17 protein-coding genes, 1 tRNA gene and 1 other RNA gene are annotated in these 26445 nt (G+C 27.6%); 7 read left to right on the top strand and 12 right to left on the bottom strand.

Annotation, left to right across the window (positions count from 1 at the left end; genetic code table 11):
• Positions 1–4: 4 nt before the first annotated feature.
• The 5 genes from lptE (at position 5) to rodA (ending at position 5737) form a co-directional block, all read left to right on the top strand.
• Positions 5–568 carry an LPS assembly lipoprotein LptE gene (lptE, locus tag BCHRO640_RS01595; protein ID WP_015344578.1) on the top strand — a complete coding sequence of 188 codons (564 nt, stop codon included), beginning with the start codon at positions 5–7 and terminating at the stop codon, positions 566–568.
• A gap of 65 nt (positions 569–633) precedes the next feature.
• The gene (gene holA, locus BCHRO640_RS01590; RefSeq protein WP_015344577.1) at positions 634–1662 is read left to right on the top strand and encodes a DNA polymerase III subunit delta; all 1029 of its coding nucleotides are present in this window, start codon (positions 634–636) and stop codon (positions 1660–1662) included.
• Between the two features lie 608 nt (positions 1663–2270).
• The gene (rsfS, locus tag BCHRO640_RS01585; protein WP_015344576.1) at positions 2271–2588 is read left to right on the top strand and encodes a ribosome silencing factor; all 318 of its coding nucleotides are present in this window, start codon (positions 2271–2273) and stop codon (positions 2586–2588) included.
• Positions 2589–2709: 121 nt separating this feature from the next.
• The gene (mrdA, locus tag BCHRO640_RS01580) at positions 2710–4560 is read left to right on the top strand and encodes a peptidoglycan DD-transpeptidase MrdA (protein ID WP_011282854.1); all 1851 of its coding nucleotides are present in this window, start codon (positions 2710–2712) and stop codon (positions 4558–4560) included.
• A gap of 64 nt (positions 4561–4624) precedes the next feature.
• Positions 4625–5737 (top strand): rod shape-determining protein RodA, encoded by a 1113-nt coding sequence (rodA, locus tag BCHRO640_RS01575; RefSeq protein WP_015344575.1) that lies wholly within the window; start codon positions 4625–4627, stop codon positions 5735–5737.
• Between the two features lie 466 nt (positions 5738–6203).
• Here the strand turns inward: rodA and BCHRO640_RS01570 are convergent, their stop codons facing one another.
• Together BCHRO640_RS01570 and BCHRO640_RS01565 are read right to left on the bottom strand one after the other, a co-directional pair.
• Positions 6204–7145, bottom strand: coding sequence for a DMT family transporter (locus tag BCHRO640_RS01570; RefSeq protein ID WP_015344574.1), 942 nt, complete (start codon positions 7143–7145; stop codon positions 6204–6206).
• Positions 7146–7321: 176 nt separating this feature from the next.
• A tRNA-Arg gene (locus BCHRO640_RS01565) sits at positions 7322–7395 on the bottom strand.
• A gap of 177 nt (positions 7396–7572) precedes the next feature.
• Here BCHRO640_RS01565 and folD point away from each other — a divergent pair.
• Positions 7573–8433: a bifunctional methylenetetrahydrofolate dehydrogenase/methenyltetrahydrofolate cyclohydrolase FolD gene (folD, locus tag BCHRO640_RS01560; RefSeq protein ID WP_015344573.1), complete on the top strand. Its 861-nt coding sequence runs from the start codon at positions 7573–7575 to the stop codon at positions 8431–8433.
• Between the two features lie 43 nt (positions 8434–8476).
• On the opposite strand, the gene cysS is transcribed toward folD, so the two are convergent.
• A complete protein-coding gene (cysS, locus tag BCHRO640_RS01555; RefSeq protein ID WP_015344572.1) occupies positions 8477–9901 on the bottom strand; it encodes a cysteine--tRNA ligase in 1425 nt (474 codons plus the stop codon).
• Positions 9902–10283: 382 nt separating this feature from the next.
• Between cysS and BCHRO640_RS01550 the strand changes: the two genes are divergently transcribed.
• The gene (locus BCHRO640_RS01550; protein ID WP_015344571.1) at positions 10284–11036 is read left to right on the top strand and encodes a UDP-2,3-diacylglucosamine diphosphatase; all 753 of its coding nucleotides are present in this window, start codon (positions 10284–10286) and stop codon (positions 11034–11036) included.
• Between the two features lie 872 nt (positions 11037–11908).
• On the opposite strand, the gene adk is transcribed toward BCHRO640_RS01550, so the two are convergent.
• From adk to mreC, 9 genes are all read right to left on the bottom strand, one after another.
• On the bottom strand, positions 11909–12559 hold the full coding sequence (gene adk, locus BCHRO640_RS01545) for an adenylate kinase (RefSeq protein ID WP_041567605.1): 651 nt from the start codon (positions 12557–12559) through the stop codon (positions 11909–11911).
• A gap of 637 nt (positions 12560–13196) precedes the next feature.
• Positions 13197–15293 (bottom strand): DNA polymerase III subunit gamma/tau, encoded by a 2097-nt coding sequence (gene dnaX, locus BCHRO640_RS01540; RefSeq protein WP_015344569.1) that lies wholly within the window; start codon positions 15291–15293, stop codon positions 13197–13199.
• Positions 15294–15363: 70 nt separating this feature from the next.
• Positions 15364–15918 carry an adenine phosphoribosyltransferase gene (gene apt, locus BCHRO640_RS01535; RefSeq protein ID WP_015344568.1) on the bottom strand — a complete coding sequence of 185 codons (555 nt, stop codon included), beginning with the start codon at positions 15916–15918 and terminating at the stop codon, positions 15364–15366.
• Between the two features lie 834 nt (positions 15919–16752).
• Positions 16753–16843: signal recognition particle sRNA small type (gene ffs, locus BCHRO640_RS03315), an RNA gene on the bottom strand.
• Between the two features lie 738 nt (positions 16844–17581).
• Positions 17582–19945, bottom strand: a complete 2364-nt coding sequence (gene lon, locus BCHRO640_RS01530; RefSeq protein ID WP_015344567.1) for an endopeptidase La — start codon at positions 19943–19945, stop codon at positions 17582–17584.
• 1333 nt (positions 19946–21278) lie between these two features.
• Positions 21279–22619, bottom strand: a complete 1341-nt coding sequence (gene pmbA, locus BCHRO640_RS01525; RefSeq protein WP_015344566.1) for a metalloprotease PmbA — start codon at positions 22617–22619, stop codon at positions 21279–21281.
• A gap of 444 nt (positions 22620–23063) precedes the next feature.
• The gene (gene tldD / locus BCHRO640_RS01520) at positions 23064–24527 is read right to left on the bottom strand and encodes a metalloprotease TldD (protein ID WP_015344565.1); all 1464 of its coding nucleotides are present in this window, start codon (positions 24525–24527) and stop codon (positions 23064–23066) included.
• 401 nt (positions 24528–24928) lie between these two features.
• The gene (gene mreD, locus BCHRO640_RS01515) at positions 24929–25408 is read right to left on the bottom strand and encodes a rod shape-determining protein MreD (protein WP_015344564.1); all 480 of its coding nucleotides are present in this window, start codon (positions 25406–25408) and stop codon (positions 24929–24931) included.
• A 110-nt stretch (positions 25409–25518) separates the two neighbouring features.
• A complete protein-coding gene (gene mreC, locus BCHRO640_RS01510; RefSeq protein WP_015344563.1) occupies positions 25519–26334 on the bottom strand; it encodes a rod shape-determining protein MreC in 816 nt (271 codons plus the stop codon).
• Between the last annotated feature and the right edge of the window lie 111 nt (positions 26335–26445).

Raw genomic sequence — 26445 nt, 5'->3', positions numbered from 1 at the left:
TAATATGTTGGACATTGCTTATATAAAAAAAATAATTTTTTTAATGATTGTAAGTATTTTGACTGTGATTATCTGTACAAGTTGTGGTTATCAATTATATACAGATACAACCTTAAAAAAATTACGGAAAAATAATATAAGATCCATAATATTATGTAGTTATGACCCATTTGGTCCGATAAATCGAGCTATAATGACTGAGTTACACGCAAGTCGTATTGATATTTTTGATGATTTAAATGATTTACATAGTAATGTGTGTACACGAGAGGCACAAATTCCTCGTTTAAATATCATCAATGCTTCAGAAAAACATATAACCACTTCTGTATTTCAGAACGGAAAAGAAGCTGGATATCAATTGACATTGAGTATACAAACTCATTTATTCATTCCAAACAGAAATTATTACCCCATCAGTGTTTACGTGTATCGTTCACTTATAAAAAATCCTGAAAAAGCTTTATTTAATGACATCCAAGAAAATGATATTCGTAAAGAAATATATCGAGATGCAGCTCAACAGCTAATATATCAATTATTTCTGCGATGTGAAGATTTTAGTTAGGATATGTTGTAAAATAATTTTTTATATTTAATATAAAATTTTTATTTCACCATCAAAAATATATTATGATTTGGATATACCCAGAACAATTGTGTATAGAATTGAAAAAAGAATTGAGATCTGTTTATGTATTATTAGGGAATGATTCTTATTTTTTAGGAGATAGTTATCTAAATATTGTTAATACAGCCAGAATGCTAAATTTCAATGAATCTGTTAATATAGCGTTGGATATGTATTCTGATTGGGAGAATATATTTAATTTGTTCAGAATATCAAGTTTATTTGAAAAACGCAGAATATTATCACTGAAATTTCCTCAAAATTATCCTGTTGCTATTTTAAAAAAAAAAGTGCCTTTATTGTTCTCATTTCTTCATGATGATTTAGTATTAATTTTACATATTCATGAATCGAATCAAATTAATAAAAATAATATTTGGTTACAATGTTTTAAAAAAATAGGAATATTCGTTGATTGCAGCACTCCTACGCATACACGTTTGATAATGTGGATAGAAAATCAAGCTAAAAATATGAAACTTGTTATAGAAAATTTAGCTTGTCAATTATTATGTTATTATTATGAAGGTAATTTAACATTATTAAATCAAACGTTGCAGAATCTGTCTTTAATCTATCCTGATGGAAATTTAAATTTTATTCGTGTAAAAAAAATAGTAACTGATTCAGCATGTTTTAATATGAATCATTGGATAGAATCGATTTTAACGGGCAACAAACAACGTGCTGATCGTATTCTAAGAAAATTGGAATATATAGGTGTCGATTTAGAACTATTATTATGCAGGATTAAATCTGAAATACTGATGATAACTAACATGAAATACAATATGGTGCAAGGAAAATCATTATTTAATTTGTTAAAAAAATATAAAATATATAGAAAGTATCATTGTATGTTGTTATCTAGAGCTGTTAATCGGTTAAATTTATACCAATTATATCAAGCAATAGAATTATTAGTGCAAATAGAATTAATATATAAAAAGGATTATATTGTTTTGTCACGATCAAGTTTTGAACTATTATCACTCATCTTATGTTACGATAAGAAGGTTTCGCTTAAATAGCTATTTTAATCTAAATACATTAGCCATATTTTATAATAAAATTTTTATAAATCTTATTTATTAGATGATTTGAGATAATTATTTATTTAAAAATAAATGCTTATATACAAATATATACATGTGTTTTTTATCAAAAATAATTTACAATAAAGATATTAATGATTTTGATTGATTATATTGATGTGTTTAAAATAATTTTTAAATTTTTTATTAAAAATAGTCATATGTACATGTGTCACATATATATTGTTATATATGTGAGTATATATTGAAAAACTTATAATTCTTATGAAATAAAATAATGATATCGTGCATATTTAGTACGATTATACGTGTGATAATTGAATATTTAACGGAATAACATTTTTATTTAGACTGTATAAAAACAACAAAACACAATAATAATTTGCTATTTACTATATTTCTACAGTAAAAGTAGGTTTATAATGTTGTTTTTTAGAATTAACAATGTGTTATAGTTTCACATTTATCTTAAAAATTAAGAATTGATAAGATAATTATTGTATTATTTAATCAAATACCATACATTATCTGTATATTAAAACAATAGAAAAATCACACCTAAACACATATTTAGGCATTAAATTGTGCAATCCGATGTTCTTAAAGAATTTATAGTTAATGTTATATATAATATACAGGGACAAGATATCGCGTGCTTCGATATGTCTGGTAAAACTAATATTACAGATATTATGATTATTTGTACTGGTATGTCTCGTCGTCATGTAATTTCTATATCTCAAGAGATATTGCGTAAATCCCGTAGTTTAGGGTTACAGCCTTATGGCGCAGAAGGTATGAGCATTGGTGAATGGGTTTTAGTAGATTTAGGTGATTTAGTTATACATGTAATGCAAAAAGAAATTCGTAAATTATATGAATTAGAGAAGCTTTGGAACTAACATAAATTATAAATGTCTGTTTAGGACACAGTATTACGCATACATAGCAATGCATCTATTAAATAAGTGTATAATTGTTTATATCGATAATTAATATTAGATATAGATAAATTTTGATTCAATGAAGTCCAATGGTCATCAAATTTTTCATAATTATTCAGCTGAGTCGTTGTTGTTTGCACGTCGTATAACAATTGCATCTGTTTTTGTATTATTGATCATTGGCATTTTATTTATTCATCTATATCAGATACAGATAATTCATTTTGATATGTATACTACTCGTTCTAATGAAAATCGTATTAAGATTATTCCTATTCCACCTAAAAGAGGAATTATTTACGATCGTAATGGAATAGCTTTAGCATTAAATCGTACTATTTACCAATTAGAAATAGTTCCGGAGAATACAATTGATTTAAGCCATACGATTCATGAGTTGAAATTATTACTAAATTTAAGTGATCATGATATAGAATGTTTTGAAAAAAATCGGAAACGTTCTACCCAATTTGTTTCGTTACCTATTAAAATTGATTTAACGGAAGAACAACAAGCTCGATTTGCTGTTAATAGATTTAGGTTTTCCGGGGTAACAATCAAAAGTTATCAACGTCGTTACTATCCTTATGGATCCGATGTAACTCATGTTATCGGATACGTCGCTAAAATTAACGGGGAAGATATAAAAAGATTGAATAAGCAGGGTATTTTGGGTAAGTATGTTGCAGCTCCTAATATAGGAAAATTAGGTATTGAACGCTATTACGAAAATATTTTACATGGGACGCCAGGATATGGAGCTGTAGAAATAAATAATCGCGGGAAAGTGATTAGAGAATTATATAAAAAATCTCCGATACCAGGAAAAAATATTGTTTTAACATTAGATTTGAATTTACAACAGTATATTATAAAATTATTAGTAGGAAATCGGTCTTCTGTAATAGTTGTTGACCCTCGAAACGGAGGAATTCAGGCTTTAATTTCGCATCCTAGTTATAATCCAAATTTGTTTGTTGACGGTATCTCCAATACAGAATATAGTATTTTATTAAAGGATAACAATTGCCCTTTACTTAATCGTGCCACCCAAGGGGTGTACCCTCCTGCATCTACAGTAAAACCTTATATTTCTGTATCTGCTTTAACATTGGGGGTGATTAATCAGAATTTTTTATTTTCTGATCCTGGTTGGTGGCAATTACCAGGTTCAGAAAAACGTTTTCGTGATTGGAAACGTTGGGGGCATGGAGAATTAAATATTACGAAAGCTCTTGAAGAATCTTCTGATACTTTTTTTTATCAAATAGCCTACAAAATGGGAATAGATAATTTATCAGAATGGATGAATAAATTTGGGTATGGTAGATATACTGGTATCGATCTGTTCGAAGAATTAACTGGCGTGATGCCGACTAAGGCATGGAAAATACAACGTTTTAATCAACCATGGTATCAAGGAGATACGATACCGGTAGGAATCGGGCAAGGGTATTGGACCGCTACTCCTATACAAATGTCTAAAGCTTTAATTACTTTAATTAATGACGGTAACGTGCGCATTCCACATTTACTTGATAGTGTTTTATTAGAAAAAAATTGTGTTCCATACCATCAAACGGAATGTGACCAGGTAGGTGACCCGAAATCAAATGTATGGAAAATAGCTAAAGATGGAATGTTTGGAGCAGCCAATCGTCCAAATGGCACAGTAAGTGGGAGTTTTTCTGGCACTTCATATAAAGCAGCAGCCAAATCTGGTACAGCACAATTATTTAATTTAAAAAGTAATCAAAATTATGATCCAAGTAAGATTTCTGAATCTCTTAGGGATCATAAATTAATGACTGCTTTCGCTCCATACGAAAATCCCACGGTAGCTGTGGTAGTAATTTTAGAAAACGCTAGGATTGGAGTATCAATAGGATCAATTACAAGAAAAATATTTGATTATGTCTTATTGCAATAAATAAACATTTAATTGAGTTATTTTTTATTTATTTTGTCAATCTAACTAGTTATCGTAATACATCATGAGTCAAATTATTCGGAAAAATTCATTATGGAATAGATACCATATTGATTTAACATTATTTCTATTAATTATTGGTTTATTATTATACGGAATTTTCATAATGTGGAGCGCGTGTGGTCAAAATTTTGAAATGATGCGACTAAAAGTGTTTCAAATTATAGGAGGGTTATTGTTGATGTTTTTTTTAGCACAAGTTCCACCCAGAGCTTATGAATTTTGGACACCGTATATATATTTTTTATGTCTTATATTATTAATCTCAGTCAATATGATTGGTCAAATTAGCAAAGGAGCTCAACGTTGGTTAGATTTTGGTATTATAAGATTTCAGCCATCAGAAATAGTTAAGATTTCTGTTTTGCTCATGGTAGCGCGTTATATTGATAGAGAGCAGCATCCTCCATCCTTAAAAAATGTTGGTATTGTACTATTATTAATTATGATTCCTACCATATTTATGTTGCTACAACCAGATTTAGGCACAGCAATTTTAACAGTTAGTTCTGGGTTTTTTGCACTATTTTTATCTGGAATTAGCTGGAAATTAATTGTGTTCACATTATTACTCATGGTTTTATTTGCTCCTATATTTTGGTTTTTTTGTATGCACGATTACCAGAGATCTAGAATAGAGATATTATTACATCCAGAAATCGATCCGCAAGGCGCCGGGTATCATATTATTCAATCAAAAATTGCTATCGGTTCAGGTGGCTTTACTGGAAAAGGATGGCTACATGGGACACAATCACAGTTAGAATTTTTACCAGAACGTCATACTGACTTTATTTTTTCAGTGATAGGAGAAGAACTAGGATTTTTTGGGATATTAATATTATTGTCGTTATATTTAGGGATTATACTGCGCGGACTCCTTATTGCTATCAACACGCAGCATATGTTTGGGCGATTAATTATTGGAAGTTTTATGTTAGTACTGTTCATGTATATATTCGTAAATGTTGGTATGGTTAGCGGTCTACTACCAATAGTAGGGATTCCATTGCCGTTAATAAGTTACGGTGGTTCATCTTTATTAGTATTAATGGCAGGATTTGGCATTGTTATGTCAATAAACGGGCACAGAAAAATGATTTCCAAAATTTTATGAATTAGAAAAAGCTATATAATACGTTATCAACGTTATTATAAATATCATTAATTTTGTGAAAAATTTAAAAATCTAAAAAAATACAGGTGTATACGCCACATGGGTTTTTCAAAAAATAAAAAATAATAATTAATATAAATATAATAATTTAATATGAATAATATTAAAAAATGATATGATATAATAGATTCATGCGCACATAATCTAATTAATATGTAATAACATTGTAATGACATTACATGGGTAAATAAATATGCGTTATCGACAGGTAAATGGATTTGAACTTATATAAATAATAAATGTATTAAATAATTGTATGTAGGAGTATTGTCACCATTTATTATTAATTATAGTTGATTTGGCGCGTACATGAGTTTTATTTGTTGTAAATTAAAATGACATGCTCTGTTTTAACAGAATTCTTCTAATTATTTATTTAAAGATCAGTAATTTTTAAAAAATTATTTTAGTGTGTGTTCTTGCGAATTTTCATGATACATGTAACTCCAGAAATTAGTAAGAACATTCCAATTAAAATTAAGGGAGATGGCCATAATTGTTGATGTATGCATGAATATATTAAACCTGCTACAGTTTCTACCACAATTAATGGTCCTATTAATGTTGTTGGTAATCTTTGGCTAGCTTCATTCCAAAAGAATGTTCCTAACCAAGAACAACAGAATCCAATTAATACCATCAAAAAAATAAAAAAAATCGGTCTAGGCCCGAAGGGTAATGCAAATTCATCTTGGATCAGATCCGAACACCAGATACATACAAAAAAATAAACGAGACACGATAGTGGTAACGTAACCATGCCTTGCGCATTAGCCCAAGTCATGGGCTTATTGTGTGGATGTGTTTTTAACCAATGTGCATTTCTTAATGCATACCATGCCCAACATAAAACAGAAACAATTGCCAAAATTATTCCGCTTACATATTGCCATATATTAAGTATAAAGAACTCATCTCGCAATTCAGAAATATTTACACATAATAATCCCGTTCCCATTAAAAACAATGATATTAGCAAAGTATGGTTTGGTAATTTTTGTTCATTAGGAGAAATGATATGTGTTGTTACAGTTAACATTAGAGGTAATGTACCGATAATAGCAGTTGAAATTGGAACACCGATGCGTTGAATAGCACTTGTTAAACAAGTGTAATATATTATATGACCTGTTAAAACTAATTTTATTGCTTCTAACCAATCTTTTAATAATAATTTGCGTAAATGTGCTCTATCGCACCATGATAATGGCAATGAAATTAATCCAAACGCAATATAACGACCTGATGCTTGTAATATGCTGGGATATTCTGGTATTAATAAAGGACCTATAAAAATCAATCCCCATAATAATCCTGAGATTACAGCAAAAACAATTCCTAATATCATGATATTTTTACTATACTAATGAAATATGCTTGATACTATTATTTATTAAAAATCTATTTTTATTAAATCAAAAGCATATATTATCAAGTATACACATTTTTATTAAATCATGTTATATGAATTATTTAATTAAGACTGATTTATGTAATTGGTGTGATCAATTACATATGATGATATGCGCCCTATAGGATTCGAACCTATAACTTACAGCTTAGAAGGCTGTTACTCTATCCAATTGAGTTAAGGGCGCGTTACTTGTATATTTTACTAAATAATTATTCTTTTTTCGAGATATCTTATTAGATCAAATATTTTCTTTTAAGAAATATATGCTTAGAGAAAGTATATAATTTAAAATTAATAGTAATATATATTACAGAAAATAATATCATCGTGTTAATATATAATTCATTGGATATATTTTAAAATGACCGCTAAGATAATTGATGGTAAATATGTTTCTGAAAAAATAAAACAAAAAATAGCTAAACAAGTGCGTAAAAATATGAATTCCGGAAAACGTGCTCCAGGTTTGGCTATGATTCTAGTAGGACATAATCCAATTTCTCAGATATATGTAACTAATAAGAAAAAAGCATGTGAACAAGTGGGTTTAATTTCATTTCTTTATACTTTACCTATTACGGCTACTGAAAATGAGATTTTTCAATTAATTGAAACTTTAAATAATGATAATCGTATAGATGGTATTTTAATTCAGTTGCCATTACCAAATAAATTAAATAAAATAAATGTTTTAGAACATATTGCTCCTGATAAAGATGTAGATGGTTTTCATCCATATAATGTCGGGCGTTTATGTCAACGATCTCCTACATTACGTCCTTGCACTTCTCGAGGTATTATTACTTTGTTAGAATGGTATAATATAGATATGTTTGTATTACATGCGGTTGTAGTTGGAGCATCAAATATCGTTGGTCGGCCTATGACTATGGAATTATTATTGGCAGGCTGTACGGTATCTGTTACTCATCGTTTTACTCAAAATTTGAAAATATACATTGAAAATGCTGATTTATTAATTGTGGCGGTAGGTCAAGCAAATTTTATTCCTGGTAGTTGGATAAAACAAGGGGCTATAGTCATAGATGTTGGTATTAATCGATTAAATAACGGAAATATAGTGGGTGATGTTCACTTTTCTAGTGCTTACGAACGAGCTGCATACATTACTCCTGTTCCGGGTGGAGTAGGTCCAATGACGGTAGTAACACTGATTCAGAATACCTTACAAGCTTATGATGACCATCATTTAGTAAGATAATTTTTGTTTATTCCATTTTTAATTATTTTTATTACTATTTATTTTATTTGAAATGCCATTTCGTTATTCCTGTAGGCCCATCTTCTAATGTTATTCCCATAACGGTTAATTTTTTTCGTATGCTATCAGCTAATTCCCATTGGTTATTTTTTCGTGCAACTTCGCGGCATTGAATTAATTTTTGAATTTTTTCAAAATGACGATTTGTATTATTTTTTAATGTTATTTTTTTTAAAAAAATCTCTGGATTTTGATGTAATAATCCGATAATATTTGCTAAGTATTTTAAGGTAGCTGCCATACCTTGAGCAAGTGGTGAATGACCTTTAATTTTTAAATTATTTAATCTATGTGCTATATCAAATAATACTGAGTATGCCTCTGGTGTATTGAAGTCGTCATTCATTTTAGAAATAAATTTTGATATAAAATATTCTCCTTCATTATCTCCTCCATTAGGTTGGATTGTAGGATTAGTATCTCGCAAAGCTATGTATAGCCGTTTTAAAGATGTTTGCGCATTTTTAAGATTATTGTCGTTATACTTTAATTGACTACGATAATGAGCAGACATTAAAAAAAATCTTATTGTTTCAGGATCATAATGTTTTAAAATATCGCGTATGGTAAAAAAATTATTCAATGATTTTGACATTTTTTCATAGTTTAACAACAGAAGACCAGAATGCATCCATATATTCGCATAAGAAGTCTCATGAGCACATACGGATTGAGCAATTTCGTTGTCATGATGTGGAAAAATTAAATCTGATCCTCCACCATGAATATCTATTTGATTACCGAAAATGGAATAATTCATAGCTGAACATTCAATGTGCCATCCTGGACGTCCTAATCCCCATGGAGATGACCAACACGGCTCACCTGGTTTATTATTATAAGATGTTGTTTTTTTCCACAATACAAAATCCATAGGGTTTTTTTTTATATTTGGTATTTTTAAGATATTATCATGTATTTTAGGTGGATTTTCTTTGTTAGATAAAACGCCATAATTGTGCATAGTTTCCACAGAAAACATTATATCTCCATTAGGAGCAGTATATGCGTGTTTTTTTGAAATTAACAAACAAATAAATTTAATGATTATATCAATATGTTCAGTTACTTTTGGTTCATAATTTGGGCGTAATATATTTAATGCATCAAAATCTAAATGCATTTCTTGAATCATACGATTCGTTAATTGTTCGGTAGTTTCATTATTTTCATAAGCTCTTTTTATAATTTTATCATCTATATCTGTAATATTTCGGACGTAATCCACCTGATATCCGCAATGACGTAAATAACGAATAACACTATCAAATACTATAAATGTTCTGGCATGTCCGAGATGGCATAAATCATAGACTGTAACACCACAAACATATATTTTAATTTTACCAGCATTAATAGGTATAAACTTTTCTTTTTTTTTTGTTAAGGTATTAAAAATTTTAAGCATTTTAATTTATTCTATACAATATACTCGGCGATATATTGGTCTTTAGTGTATATAAACCTCCTAGATTTATTAGGATCTTCAATCAGTATCATACTTTAATCTAATTAGTTGAGTATTTGGAATCATTGCTTTCATATGCAAAACATAACATATACTATCTTAATCATAAGTATATGACAATGTTTATTGCTTGCATAGTCAGTATAATTATAATTGATAATTATATGACACGACTTAATTCCGTACACTATACTTGTATATAGCGCAGTGTTTATTTATATAAGTGTTTTATTTAATTATTAAATTTTTAACAAATAGTCTTGATCTGGAATGTTAAACATGTAATATTAGTAACACCCATTATTATTCAATATGTGCGTACATGTCTATTTTATTTATTTCAGATGTTCATTTATCTACTAAATCTCCATATATTACTGATGGGTTTTTACGTTTTTTAAGTTATCGCGCAGTGCGTGCTAAAGCTCTTTATATTTTAGGAGACTTGTTTGAAACTTGGTTAGGAGATGATGATTATAATCTATTACATATTAGCATCGCCAAAGCTTTGAAAGCGTTAAATCAAAGAAGAATTTCGTGTTATTTTATTCATGGAAATCATGATTTTTTATTAGGACAGAGGTATGCTAGAGCATGTGGAATGACGTTATTATCTTCTAATCAAGTTTTAAAATTAGCATCAGGAAAAAAAATAATCATTTTACATGGAGATATTCTTTGTGCTAATGATAATTCATATCAATTATTTAGAAAATTTTTACGTCATATTATAGTACAGCGATTATTTTTATCGTTACCATTATCTATACGCTCACGAATATTCAGTGCTATACGTTCATGTTGCTTACAACATACAAAATATAAATCAAAAAAAAAATTAAATATTAATTTAAAAATAGCTACAGATATGTTAATTCAAAATCATGCGGATATTATGATTCACGGGCATACTCATCAACCTGCGATTCATAAGATTTACAGATCTAAAAAAAATGTTTTTAGAATAATAGTGCTAGGATGTTGGAATAAATACGGTTCAATGATAGAAGTAAATGAGAAAAATAATGATATCTTATTTACAGAATTTCCATTATATGAAATAAAAAAGTATTAAATTTAGTATTTTTATATTAATCGTAATATATCTATATATGTTATATATATTTTTTATGGGAAATAACAATATTATTATTTAAAGTAATATTAAAATGATGTTAAGACGCACATACTCTGTTTTCATAGTATACGTATGAAATATAAATAGAAGTGTTTATTGAATGTACTCATTAAGAGTATTTAAATATATGTGTGGTTTCTTTTTTTTGTTAAGAATAAATATTTTAACTACGGTTGTGTTTGCAGATTTCTTCCAGCACTTATGTTTGTTGTTTTATGATACAAAAATTATTAACAAATATTTAAACAAATAAATGTGAGTGCTGTAATATAATTACTCATTTTTGTTGTTAAAAGATAGTTGATTAATTAACAGAATTTAAATTTATCTTATTTAAAGAATAGAATAAAATATAATATGCTCTTTTTAAGATACCACGGTATACATAATGTGCGTGGTACAATATATATAGAAATCATATTAAAGAAGTCAATACAATCAGTGTTTTATAATTGTTATATATATTTAATTATACTATATACAATACTTAGAATAAAATTTCCTATTATATTTTTATAGCGAATTATAAAACAATTTATATATCCGTAATGTTGTGTTGAATATTAATTATTTGATGGCCGGATCTCAGTATTTAATTATACAAGTAATATATCCATATTTACGGTTTTTGATTAATTAGTATTTAGTGTCCATTTATATATTTAAATTAATTATTAATACATGGTTATATTGTTTAGGAATCAAACCAAAAGTATAATTTTGATGAGATAACGATTTTATACGCTGTTATTATCCATAATGATATTGATATTCATAATAAGAACCGAAATGAAAAATGATAACGAGTATCATGAACTAATGATATTAATTAACTCTTTATAGATTTTAGAAATATCACGATTTCCATCAACAGAAAAATATTTCATTTTTTTATATTTCGATTCTTCTCGATAATAATCTAACACTGGTTCGGTGTGTTGGTAGTAATTACTTAATCGTTTACGTATAACTTCTTCGTGGTCATCTTTTCGAGTAGTCAAAATTTCTCCGGTAATATCATCTAATCCATAATTTCTCGGCGGATTGAATTTAATATGATAAGTTCTACCAGAGCCTACATGTATTCTTCGGCCTGCAATACGATCAATAATCACAGAATCTGATGCAAAAAATTCTATGATGTAATTTACAAAAATTTTACATTGTTTCATAGATTTTGCTTGCAAAATTGTTCTAGGAAAACCATCCAATAAAAATCCATTACGACAGTCATTTTGATTAATACGTGTGTTAATTAATTGCACCATAAATTCATCATTTACTAAATCACCAGTATGCATAATATTTTTGTGAAGTTCATAGGACTTATGTGTACTTCTAGTTAGTGTTTGACGCAACATCGTGCCTGTAGAAATATTTGGAATGTTATACTTATTCGCAATAAGATGAGCTTGTGTTCCTTTTCCGGATCCAGGAGGACCTAAAAATATAATACGTATCAAATTTAATTCTCAATAAAATTATAAAAATTTAGTAAACGATGCTTATGATATGTTAAAACATTATCTACTTAATACTCAGATATAAATAACAGCGTTTTATTCAAACATATATTTGAATTTATATTAATCAGATTTTAACAATTGTTATTGTATCACAATTAAAATATAAAATTATATTTTATTAATTGATTACTTTAGATTATAAAAGTAATGTTTCTATTTATATTGTATAAATAACTAGTCAACAATTAAGTTAAAAACAAATTAATATATTTAATAGGATTGCAAGTATTTATGTACATTTTTAAATTAATTTCTTTGCATATGGTTGTTTAATGAATAATTTTTTAAATTTTATTATGCATGAAGGTTGGGCATTGATTTGATTCAATAGGTTGTTTTATCGCTTTAATGATTAATGAAAAATAAATTTTATTACTTAATAATTTTTTAATTTAATTTTTTGATCATTAAATACATAAAATAATAGTTAATTATTATAAAAATCACGGTAGTAGTTCTATTAATTAATGAAAAATTACATTTTTTAAAAATATGCAATTGATATTAATTTGCCATATTACATTATAATTTAGATATATTTGAGAAATAGTGTATTTTATTTAATTAATTTTTATAAGTTTTTATTCTGCTCATAAAGTACTTGAATATCATTTTCATCTATTTCAGCATCAAAAAAAGATTTAATCATTTTAACGTACGGATCACTTGAAAATTCTTTCTTTATTAATGATATTTTTTCTTTATATAAAGTATATAAATGTTCCATTGGTGTTTTAATTGCATAATTGTCATCTTTTTTTATATGTAATTTTATTGCTATACCTATATTATTGCTAAGTGATTTTTGTATGATATTACGGAGTTCTGTAGAATTTAAATGCTGGTAATCAGAACGAACATGTAAGCATATCTCATCTGAAGAAATTTTTTCTTTCCACGAATTCATAACTAATTTTTTTGCTAATTTTGGTAATGACAAATGATATATTTGTGATATCCATAAATCATTGTTTATTGCTTTTTGAAGTATTTCTTTTATGAAATCGGGCATATTTTGATGGTTTTTATGTAGATTTTCTTTATTATTACTGTTATTACTAAACTCTAAATATCCTGATAAATCTTTATTAATTTTTTCGAAACGATCAGAACTATTTTTTAAAATTATTGTATTAATACTGGCAAATCGTTCTAATATATCTTTTATTTTTTTTTGAGATTCTAAAGTTAAATTTGATTTTTTTTCTATGACATTTAACTTGTCACGTTCTTTATATTGTAATAGCTTTGATCGAGCTTCTAATATTGTAGAAGTAATATCCCTAGTATTTCTATTAGAAACAGATTTTGAAATTTTAGGTTTGGTATTATTTGCATTTAATTCAGATTTTTTAAAATTTAAAAGTAATATATTATTTGTTTTTTTTAATTTTTCTGTATTTAATACATTCTTACTATCTTGATTATGATTTTTTTTTTGGAAAAGATCAGTAGCAATATATTGTGTATCATTAGTATTTATTTCGACATTATTATTTGAGCATACAGATTTTTTAAGTGTATGATCATTATCGTCACCATTACCATTTTTTTTGCTTGCTATGTCTACATCAGGACGAAAAGCTAATGCTCGTAACATGGTCATTTCTATTCCCATGCGATGACTAGGAGCATGAGGCAATTCGCGACGACCTAATAGAAATATCTGATAATATAATTGTACATTTTCCGGAGTAATACGATTACTTAATTTACGCATACGTTGATTGATATGTTGCGTTACATTGTTATCCTCTTTTTGTACAGAATTTGACAGAAATTGACCTATAGCTATTTTCTGCAAGATAGTAAGAATTTCATTGAAAACATAATCCCAATGAACTCCCAAAACAGTCAAATTTTCAATTTGGTGCATAATATTATGTATATCTTCATCAATTAAGCTCTCGATTAAACATAATGGATGTTCGATATTCGATATACCAAACATATTATTAATAACATTATTAGTTATCTCATTATTTCCTAAGACAATAGCTTGTTCTGCCAAACTAAGCGCATCACGCATACTTCCTTTTGATGCATATGCTAACGATTCTAAAGCAGAAGTTTCTATGTTTATGTTTTCTTTATGAAAGATATATGTTAGTTGATTTATAATTTGAGAAATGTTTAGAGGTTTCAAGTAAAACTGTAAACACCGGGACAAGATAGTCTCCGGTAATTTTTGGTATTCAGTAGTAACTAAAATAAATTTAACATGTGTAGGTGGTTCTTCTAACGTCTTTAATAAAGCATTGAAACTGTGACGGGATAACATATGTACTTCATCTATAAGATATACTTTAAAGCGACCTCGAGATGGCATGTATTGTACATTATCTAGAAATTCCCTAGTATCTTCTACTTTAGTGCGTGATGCTGCGTCTATTTCAATCAGATCAATAAAACAACCTAATTCAATATCTTTGCAATTATTACATTGACCACACATGGAATATGTTGTGCCTTGTTCACAGTTTAATCCTTTTGCGAATAATCGAGCAATAGTAGTTTTTCCTACTCCTCTTGTACCGGATAATATATAAGCATGGTGAATTTTATTTAATGAAAAAGTATGTGTTATTGCTTGAATGATATGTTCTTGCCCTACAATATCAGAAAATTTTTTTGGACGCCACTTACGGGCGAGTACTTGATAACTCATCAGAATATAACTCATATAGTAATTATTATAAATATAAGAACTAAAACTTATTGGTTTAGTGGGGTATATTTTAATGATTAGAGAACGTCACTAAACTATAGGAATTTATTCCTATTTCCTTTAATAATGATTTTCCACCTAGATTTTCTAAATCTATTATAAATCCAGCATGATTTACTTCTCCTCCTAACCGTCTGATTAATTTTACCGTTGCTGCAATTGTTCCGCCCGTTGCTAGTAAATCATCTATGATTAAAACTTGGTCACCTGGAGTAATAGAATCGGTGTGTATTTCTAAGAATCCATTATCATATTCTAAAATATATGGCTCTCTAATAGTATCACGGGGTAATCTTCCTGATTTACGGGCTGGAATAAAACCTAGTTTCAGTATTAGTGCTAATGGAGCACTGAATAAGAATCCTCTAGCTTCTATACCTACTATTTTAGTTAATTTATGATTTCTATAATAATAGGCCAAAAGAGTAATGCTTGCCGAATATGCTTGAGGATTTTTTAACAATTCAGTGATGTCTCGAAATAAAATTCCTTTTTTTGGATAATTAGGTACAAATTGGATACTTTTTTTGATCAATTCTAATTGTTGATCCGTAACATTTGTCATATTTTTTCCAAAATAGAAACAATATTTATTTGAATTTGTATACATTTATACATAAATTTTATTTTGCCACTAAATTTTATTAAATTATTTTATTCGTACAAGGACATTTATATTTGTATAATTTATAATATCGTTTTTCAATAAAAATAATTTAAATATGATACATGTGCCTTATATATATTTTTAGTGAAAATTTCAAGTGTTTATTTTAAATAAATGAACATTTTTTGTAAGAATATTTTAAATACAGTAGTAGTATAAATATATATAATTGAAATATGCATTTAATTATTTGGTTATTAATAGTAAATAAGTATATTTTATTTTTTAATATAATATGTAAAATGGCGATATAGTTATATATAATGTATTTTAGGATAAAAAATTATTAAATTTGAATAAATTTTCAAATATTATTGGAAATTTGTAAATTTTTTGTTTAAATATATTTAATTATTAGTAAAAGATATGTTTTTAGTGATATTAGTATCGAACCAATTTAGATACTTTTGGATTGATTGTTTATTTGTATCTGAAGCATCGTGCATTCTAAAGATTAAAAATTATGATTTTTAGTAAAATCATAAAAAATTGAGCATTAATATGTTTGAGAAGATACAAAACTATAATGATAGATATGTTCTTAAAAAAATAAACACAATATTTGTAATAACGATATCTTGAACATTTCTATTTCATTGCTTGATATTTTATATGACTAAATATCTATTTGGTAGATCAAAAAAGACGGACGCTAACAAATATTTCTATTTTATTTTTTACTAATACAAAAGACTCATAAAAATTAACATGTCACCTCTACTTTATCGGGATGCTAAACAAAAATACCCATCGTAGTTTTTATTACGGCTGCTTCTTTCCAGACCTGACCGATTTTTTAAAAATTATTATGAATAATTTGATAACATCCCTTTAGAGATTATCTGTGATTATCTTGAATTTATCAAGTAATAATTAAACATTTAAATATTTACTTATATTTAAACTAAAAATACATTTTGTATTTGTAATCATGTGGTTTAAAAATAGTTTTTAATTTTGAAATTAGGTGGTTATTATGTCTATAATGTGATTTTAGAAGTTATGCATCTATATATAGATGACAGGTTTTTATATCTCAATCTTTAATGAATATGCCTTACCTGTAAAACAAAAAATTTTTTAATTATTTTCATAGATTTCTTGTTAATTACTATTTAATGCTAATGGTTAATATTATTTTTCAAAAAATTATGTCAAATAGTTTAATTATTGTTGATCTTATCACCGAATAAAAAATACAGCGCGCTTAGTAGGGCTTAGTATATGATTTAATGAAAATATCATAGTCTGTATGCATATAGCATACAGAAAATTTTTCAAATAATTAAACACACTAACTATAATATAAAATATAGGAAGTGTTACACAAAAATATTAATTTTATTAGAATAACTTGTTTTATTATTTAATCTATAATAATTAAAATCAATAGTAATATTTAACTTTTTACGAGTTTTTGTTTAAAAAATAAAAATTACTTCTATTTAACTAGAACATCATACTATAGTTCTTACATACATTCATATGTGATTATTTTAATACAATAAATGATACACCTTATTTTTAATATATTTCTATGTTTCTAAAATTACACGATATATCATACTAATGGTGCTTTAGGTATTATTTCAGAATTAAACGGGATATCTTGTAGCGCTAATATTAAAACTTCGTCTATTTGTTTGACTGGATGAATATCCAAATTATTAACTACAATAGCTGGCATATCTTCTAAGTCGCGTTTGTTTTCATACGGTATTAATACTGTTTTAATACCTCCTCGATGTGCAGCTAACAATTTTTCTTTCAATCCACCAATAGGTAATATTTGTCCCCTTAAAGTTATTTCTCCTGTCATCGCTACACTAGCTTTAACAGAATTTCCTGTTAAGCAAGAAACTAAAGCAGTACACATAGCAATTCCGGCACTTGGTCCGTCTTTTGGAGTAGCTCCTTCTGGAACATGTACATGAATGTCTTTTTTTTCATAAAAATCAGTATTAATACCTAATTTATCCGCACGCGCTCTTACCACAGTTAATGCGGCTTGAATAGATTCTTGCATAACTTCACCTAATGATCCAGTATATGTTAATTTTCCTTTTCCCGGAACACAAGCAGTTTCAATAGTTAAAAGATCTCCTCCTACTTCAGTCCAAGCTAATCCAGTAACTTGCCCTACACGATTTTCTTGATCTGCATGAATACAATCATAGCGTTGCACACCAAGAAAGTCTTTTAAATTATTTTTATCAATGGTTATATGTCTTATTTTTTTATTCATTAAAAGCATTTTTACTGTTTTACGACATAATTTAGAAATTTCTCGTTCTAAATTACGTACTCCAGCTTCGCGTGTATAATATCTAATAATATTTACTAAAGCATCGTCTTGAATTGTTAGTTCTTCTAGCTTTAAAGCGTTACGCTCTATTTGTTTAGTGAATAAATGCTGTCGTGCTATATTTAACTTTTCATCTTCGGTATAACCAGATAGACGTATTACTTCCATACGATCTAACAAAGGACTGGGAATATCCATTGAGTTAGAAGTAGCAACAAACATAACATCAGATAAATCATAATCTATTTCTAAATAATGATCATTAAAAGTAGTATTTTGCTCGGGATCTAATACTTCTAGTAAAGCAGCAGCTGGATCTCCACGCATATCTAAAGACATTTTATCTATTTCATCTAAAAGGAATAACGGATTCCTTACTCCAACTTTAGACATCTTTTGTATAAGTTTACCAGGCATAGATCCAATGTAGGTACGACGGTGGCCTCTAATTTCGGCTTCATCGCGCATACCACCTAAAGCCATACGTATATACTTACGTCCAGTTGCTTTAGCAATAGATCGCCCAAGTGATGTTTTTCCTACTCCAGGCGGTCCTACTAAACATAAAATAGGTCCTTTAATTTTATTGATTCTGTTTTGTACTGCTAAATATTCTAAAATTCGATCTTTAACACGCTCTAATCCGTAGTGATCTTTGTCCAGGCTTTCTTGAGCTTTAAGCAAATCTTTTTTCATTTTACTTCTTGCGTGCCAAGGTACTGACAGTATCCAATCAATATATCCGCGAACTACAGCAGCTTCAGCAGACATAGGGGACATCATTTTTAATTTTTGCCACTCTGATTCTACTTTGTTTCGTGCTTCCTTAGGCATTTTAGCTGCTTCTATTTTACGTCTAAGAGATTCGTTTTCGTCAATAACAGCATCTAGTTCTCCCAGTTCTTTTTGTATAGCTTTCATTTGTTCATTTAAGTAATACTCACGTTGGCTTTTTTCCATTTGTTTTTTTACGCGATTGCGAATACGTTTTTCAACTTGTAATAATTCAATTTCTGATTCCATCATTGCTATTAAATATTCTAATCTTTCCGTAACATCTGACATTTCTAAAATGGATTGTTTATCATCTAATTTGAGTGGCATATGCGCGGCGATGGTATCAGCAAGACGATCTGCTTTGTCAATATTATTCAAGGATGTTAAAACTTCAGAAGGTATTTTCTTATTAAGTTTAAGAAATCCTTCAAATTGATTAATAACAGTGCGCATTAGAATTTCTTGTTCACGTTCGTTTAATTCATTAGAATGGAAAACACTTGCTTGAGCTTTAAAATGATTTCCAGTATCAGTTAATTCAATGATACGGGCACGCTCTATTCCTTCTACTAATACCTTGACTGTACCATCTGGTAATTTAAGCATCTGTAATATTATAGATATTGTTCCAACCGAAAAAAGATCATTAATACTTGGTTCATCGGTTGCTGCTTCTTTTTGAGCTACTAACATAACTTTTTTGTCGCCATTCATGGCAGATTCGAGACATTTAATTGATTTTTCCCGACCAACGAATAACGGAATCACCATATGTGGATACACCACTACATCACGCAAAGGTAACACAGGTATTTCTATGCGCTCAGTTTGATCAGTATTCATAGAGCGATCTCTCTTGGTTATAACTTGTTAACATTATAACATTTTTAATATTCGGCTGCACCATTTTAATAATCAAATACCTAAAAATATGGGGATAAATCAATTATATTCAACATCGAGCATTATGAAAAATAAAAAATAAATAAAATTATTTATACCAAATTTATTTGGTCATCTAATATTTATTAGATTTTAATTACGTAAAAAATTATTTTTATGTAATTAAAACACGCTTAGTATTTTTAATAATCCAATTTTTATTAAAATAAATATATAATTATATTTCAATAAACCTATTAACTATTGCAATTTTTCAGATATAATCGTTTATTTTATTGAAAGTATATTAGTGTAATCAGTATTTCTTATATATGTAGTTTTACATGTATGTCAAGTTAATCATGTTAACTTGATAAAACATTAAAATTATATTTTTAGATGCTAAGTAATTAATTATTTTTTGAACAACAAATTTGTATCTAATAAGTGCATGTATAACAATATATTGTTATGAACAGACAGTTTTTATCTGTCATTAGTAATGATAATTACAAAGTTTTCAACTCTATTTAATAATAGAAATGCAACAATGTTTAAGTTTGTGTATAAATATGATGATATATCAAAATTTGATAAAAATTTATTTTTGTAAAACTATTTTACATGATAGTAACAGACTATATTGATAAATAATTCTTGGTTATTAATAGTTTTAAATACACAAACTACTAATTATATAATTATATATTATCTCAATCAATTAATATTTGTATAGATCGAGAGTATTTTTATTTTCTATAATGTTTTGATGTGTTTTTATTATGTTTCTAATTGCTTAGGAGAAATTACTGTTTTATTAACACTTTAATTATATAATCTATATAATTAAAAAATAATTATTTTTTAAAAATTAAATTTTTTGATGTTATTTTATTTATGACTATTTAAATGGAAATTATGTTATCATTAACATTATTTATTTTCAGATAATGTTTAGATATTATTATTTAGATATCAATTCATTTATTTAACAATTTCCGATTTTAATACTTTTTATTTGTTATTTATTAAAGCTTTAATTACAATTTATATATAGTTAGGTTACATAAATTAGAAAAGTTATAATTTATTAATTCGATGATATTTATATAACAATTAATTATGTATTATATGAACATATAATATTCATTTCAATTTAAAATAATATTAATTACATCTAAAAATATAATAAAATTTTAAAGAGTTATTCTTTACGCTGTAAAACTACAAAAATCGTGCAATCGATACAATAATTTTATTAATTATGTATATCTGTATATGTATAATTATTATTTTAAATACCTGCTATCTTCATAGAAGATATTAAAACAGATCCACAATGAATATGATTACGTGTTTCAATATCGTGTCCAATAGCATCAATGTTATAAAACATATCTTTTAAATTGCCAGCAATAGCAATTTCATTTACTGGATACTGAATATCACCGTTTTCTACCCAAAAACCAGCTACTCCACGTGAGTAATCTCCGGTAGTAATATTAATTCCTTGCCCCATGATGTTAGTAACAACAAGGCCTCGTTGCATATTCTTAATTAATTCCATAAAACTTAAATTTTGATAACTAATATACCAATTATAGATACCGTCAGCATGTCCAGTGTTTTTTAGCCCCATTTTACGTGCAGAATAACTGTTTAAAATCCAACTATTTAATATGCCATTTTCTACAATAGTGCGGTTCAAAGTTTGTATTCCTTCGCTATCAAATGGAGCTGATCCTAATCCTTTTAATACATGCGGGCGTTCTTTGATTGATATCCAAGAAGGAAAAATTTTTTTCTTCAGATCATTTAATAAAAAAGTAGATTTACGAAATACATTATCCCCATGAATAGCACTTGCTAAATGGTGGAATAAACTTGTAGCTACTTCTGCAGAGAATAATACTGGAGATTCCATTGTTTTTAATTTTTTAGGATTTAAATGATTTAGAGCGCGTTGAGCACATTCTTGTCCAACCCATTCTGCTGAACGTAAATCATCAAATGAACGACTCAATGTATATGCATAATTTTGTTCCATAACATCATTACTTGTAGCAATCACACCACAACATAAAGAATGTCGGCTACTGGTGTAACTTTGTAACATACCATGACTATTCCCAAAAACTTTAGTGGTAAAATAACTGTTAAATCTACCTCCTTCAGTATAAATTATACGTTTATCATATTTTAATGCTGTTTCTTCTGCTGTAGATGCTAAAGTCACTCCTAATTTAGTATCTAAACTAATTGGATGAAATAAGTCAAGATTCATAGAATTGAATGCTAATAGTTCTTTATCGGCAATTCCAGCATATGGGTCGGGAGAAGTATAAGATGCTATATCTGCTGCGGCTGCTACAGTACGATTTATTGCTTTCTTATTTAAATCATTCGAAAGAGCGTTGCCTTTTCGTTGTTGACGAAATATAGTTATATCTAATATACTACGATTATTAAATTCCACATTCTCAAGTTTTCCGTAACGAGTACTGACTGTAATTCCTGTGGTTTTAACTACTGAAACTTCCACTTCATTTGAATATGTATGTGCCAAATTTAATGTTTGATGTACTATATTTTCTAAAAAATTACGTTGTTGTATCACGTCATCTATATCATTCATACTATCCTCCTGTAATAAAAATTCCTAATTAATATAAATGTCTCTAATCCATATCAGAGTTATTAACATCAGTAACTGATGTTAATAACTCTACATCATGATATAAAAAAATAAAAATTTGTTTTTAATTAATAAAAAATTCACTAATTAAAAAATTATTATAAATGTAGCATTTAATGCTAATCAAGAATACGAATGTAAGCAATATCATTAAAATTAATATTTCCTAAGATATGAGAAATTAGATGAAAACATGATTGTATAATTACATGTCTATGCTTGATTCCAAATATACTAATTACTGTTAGTAACATAGACTATGTAGTATATTTTTGTTATAGTCAAAAATTACACATAATTTAATAATATTTAATATAATTACATTATTATTATTTGATTTTTTTATTTAATGCTATGGGTATATGTATCATGCATACAATTTAATTAATTAGTACCCCCAATAGTGATATTATTTAATTTTATTGTTGGTTGACCAACGCTAACAGGTATGTTTTGTCCGTTTTTTATACATATTCCTACTCCTTTATCTAAGAATAGATCGTTGCCAACCATGGAAACACTTTTCATGATTTCGATACCTGATCCTATTAAAGTAGCTCCTTTTATAGATTTAGTGATGCGACCTTTTTCTATTAAGAAAGCTTCAGATGTAGAAAAAACAAACTTGCCCGATGTAATATCTACTTGTCCTCCGCTAAAATTCGTAGCATATACTCCGTAATCTACACTGTTGATAATTTCTTCTGGAGTCGATTGACCTGGCAACATATAGGTGTTAGTCATACGCGGCATAGGTAAAGAAGCATATGATTCTCTTCTACCGTTTCCTGTCGAGGTGCATCCCATTAGTTTAGCATTTAATTTATCCTGCATGTATCCTTGTAAGATACCATTTTTAATTAAAATATTATATTGACCAGGTATTCCTTCATCATCAATAGTTAATGATCCACGTGATCCCTTCAATGTAGCATCATCTACTATTGTACATAATTCTGAAGCTACTATTTTTCCAATTTTGTTAGAAAATACCGAACTACCTCTTCTATTAAAATCTCCTTCTAGACCATGCCCTACCGCTTCATGCAATAAAATACCAGGCCAACCTGATCCCAAAACTACTGTCATAGTTCCTGCTGGAGCTGCTACAGCTTCAAGATTAATTAAACTCATTTGAACAGCATCTTTGGTCCAACAATCGGCTCGAATTTCTCCTTCTGAGATAGTATCTAAAAAAAAATCGTACCCAAATCTCCCCCCTCCACCACTTATTCCTTGTTCTCTTTTCCCATCTTTTTCTGATTGCACTAATATAGATAAACGTACTAACGGTCGAACATCTGCGGATAAAGTACCATCTGTAGCTGCTACTAAAATTTGTTCATAAACACCTGATAAATTGGCATTAACTTTTTGTACTCTAGAATCAGTAGCACGTGCTATTTTATCTATTCTCATTAATAGTTCAATTTTTTCTTCCTTAGATATATTAGACAGTGGATTCATATAGGAATATGCAGTAGGATAAATATCTTTATGTTTCTTTAAATCAACAGTAATATTGTTGTTATTGCAATGACGTTCGTTTGTAATGCTGGTAGCAGCTTTCATGCTACGCATCAATGCGTCTAGAGTTAATTGGTCGGTGTAAGCAAACCCAGTTTGTTCGCCTATGATTACTCGCGCACCAGCGCCCTGATCTATTGTGTAGGAACCAGATTTAATGATACTATCTTCAAGAGCCCATGTTTCATGACAGTATGATTGAAAATATAGATCTGAGTAATCTATTTGGAATTTTTCTGTCATATCTAATAAATATAAAAGATCATTATATTGCAAATTATTAGGTGCGAGTAGTCTTTCAATCACAAAATCTAAGTTCATATAACCTCTATTTAAAATATGATATTAATATGTATCCCCGCCAATTTGGCAAGAATTTTTAGAATATGTACTTTTAATAATTTTTATATGTTTTTATTTAAGTGCTATTTAATATTGGTTAATGTATAATTATATGCTTGCTTTATTTTATTTTGAAATACTTTACTATATATATAAAAATATACTGATTTTTAAATATACTTATACTAAATTAAACACTTTATCAATCTTATTATTTTTTACATACGTGCATACATATATATACATATTTTTAATTAAATGATCCGAGTAAGATAGCGCTTATAATTCGTTAAAGCAATCAAAAATTTATATTTATTTAACTGAAATAATTATTCGATGTTAATTATTACTGTTGGTATTTATAAATCAACAATTATTGATTAGTTTCGATGCATTTTATGCATTAAAAGAACCAAAAATGGCCATGCTCCGCCATCTAATAGGCAGTTCCAAAATATTTCTGGTGTACATAAAACTTTGTTTATCAAAAATTTTACTAAAAATATAATACTTTGATTAATGAACGAAAAAAATATGATAATAAAAGACTGTTGCCAAATAGGCATATACCTAAAAAAATAAATGTTTCGGCTTACTAAATAAGCAAGTATGCTTAAAGATAAAGAGTGTATTCCTAAAGTAGAGCCTAGTATAATATCGATTATTAATCCTAAAGTAAATCCAGTACCGATGTTTACCTGATTTGGAAGTATCGTAATCCAACGAATTAACAATATCATTGTCCAGGATGGATGCACATTCCATATTCGAGGATAAAAGGGAATAATTTGTAAAAAAATTGCAATTATAAAGGAACCGTATACTACCCACAATTTATAATTGTTGAATTTATTGTACATTTTGTCAAGTTGTTTATATTGCAAATATAATTATACTGAATAACATATTTATATATTATCATTATTAATGATGGATTTAATAGATAAATATTTGAATATTAATTTCAGAACTATTCCCAAATTAATACTACATAACATAAAGATTGTAATTTAACCATTGGATGTGCTTGAATGATAGTTGAATCTTGTTCTGAATCTACTATTATATTAGATATGATTGCTACTGGATATCCTTCCGGAAAACGACCATCTAATCCAGATGTTATCAACATATCACCAACACATACATCCAGATATCCTGGATATTCTGCGCGCAAATCTGCGCCATATCCACAACCCATTAAAATAAAACGCATATTATTACGCTTTATTTGTACCGGTAAAGCATGTTCAGGATCACAAATTAACATGACACGGCTACTAAGTGCATTGGTAGAAATGACTTGTCCTATTATTCCTGCATCGGTAATAACTGGTTGACCAATGTAGATATTATTATTCCTTCCTTGATTTATTGTAACTTTATTACCGTATGAATCTGCGTTAAAAAAAAGAATTCTAGCAATTATTTTTCGTTTGTCGTAACAAAAAGGAGAATTAAGTAATGCATGTAACTTGCAATTTTCACGTTTATACTGATCTATTAATAATAATTCACTGTTTTTTAAAAATAACTCTTGACGCAATGTATTATTTTCCAATATTAATTCGTTATACCCTTCTAACACTTTTGTAGTATAATCGTATATATTACGCGACTTATCACATAAATAATAAAATAAATAAACAGAATTATCTATGTAACTTCTTAATTTCAAAAACATATTTAATTTTCCATCGGCAATAATAATAACAACAGACATTATTATTGCCAAAAACAAACGTAATTCTAAATAAGGAAATTTATTACTTACAGCGCTATACATGGAAAGATACCTTGAGTTTAAAAATATTAATTAATATATATTACAAAAGGAATTCATTTTAATTTATATGATTTTATCAACTTAAAATTATAAAAATTATTCTATAGCGCT

Source organism: Candidatus Blochmanniella chromaiodes str. 640 (assembly GCF_000331065.1).
Taxonomy (GTDB): domain Bacteria; phylum Pseudomonadota; class Gammaproteobacteria; order Enterobacterales; family Enterobacteriaceae; genus Blochmanniella; species Blochmanniella pennsylvanica.
The sequence above is the reverse complement of the archived record's forward strand: the minus strand, read 5'-3'. Positions and strand labels throughout refer to the sequence as shown.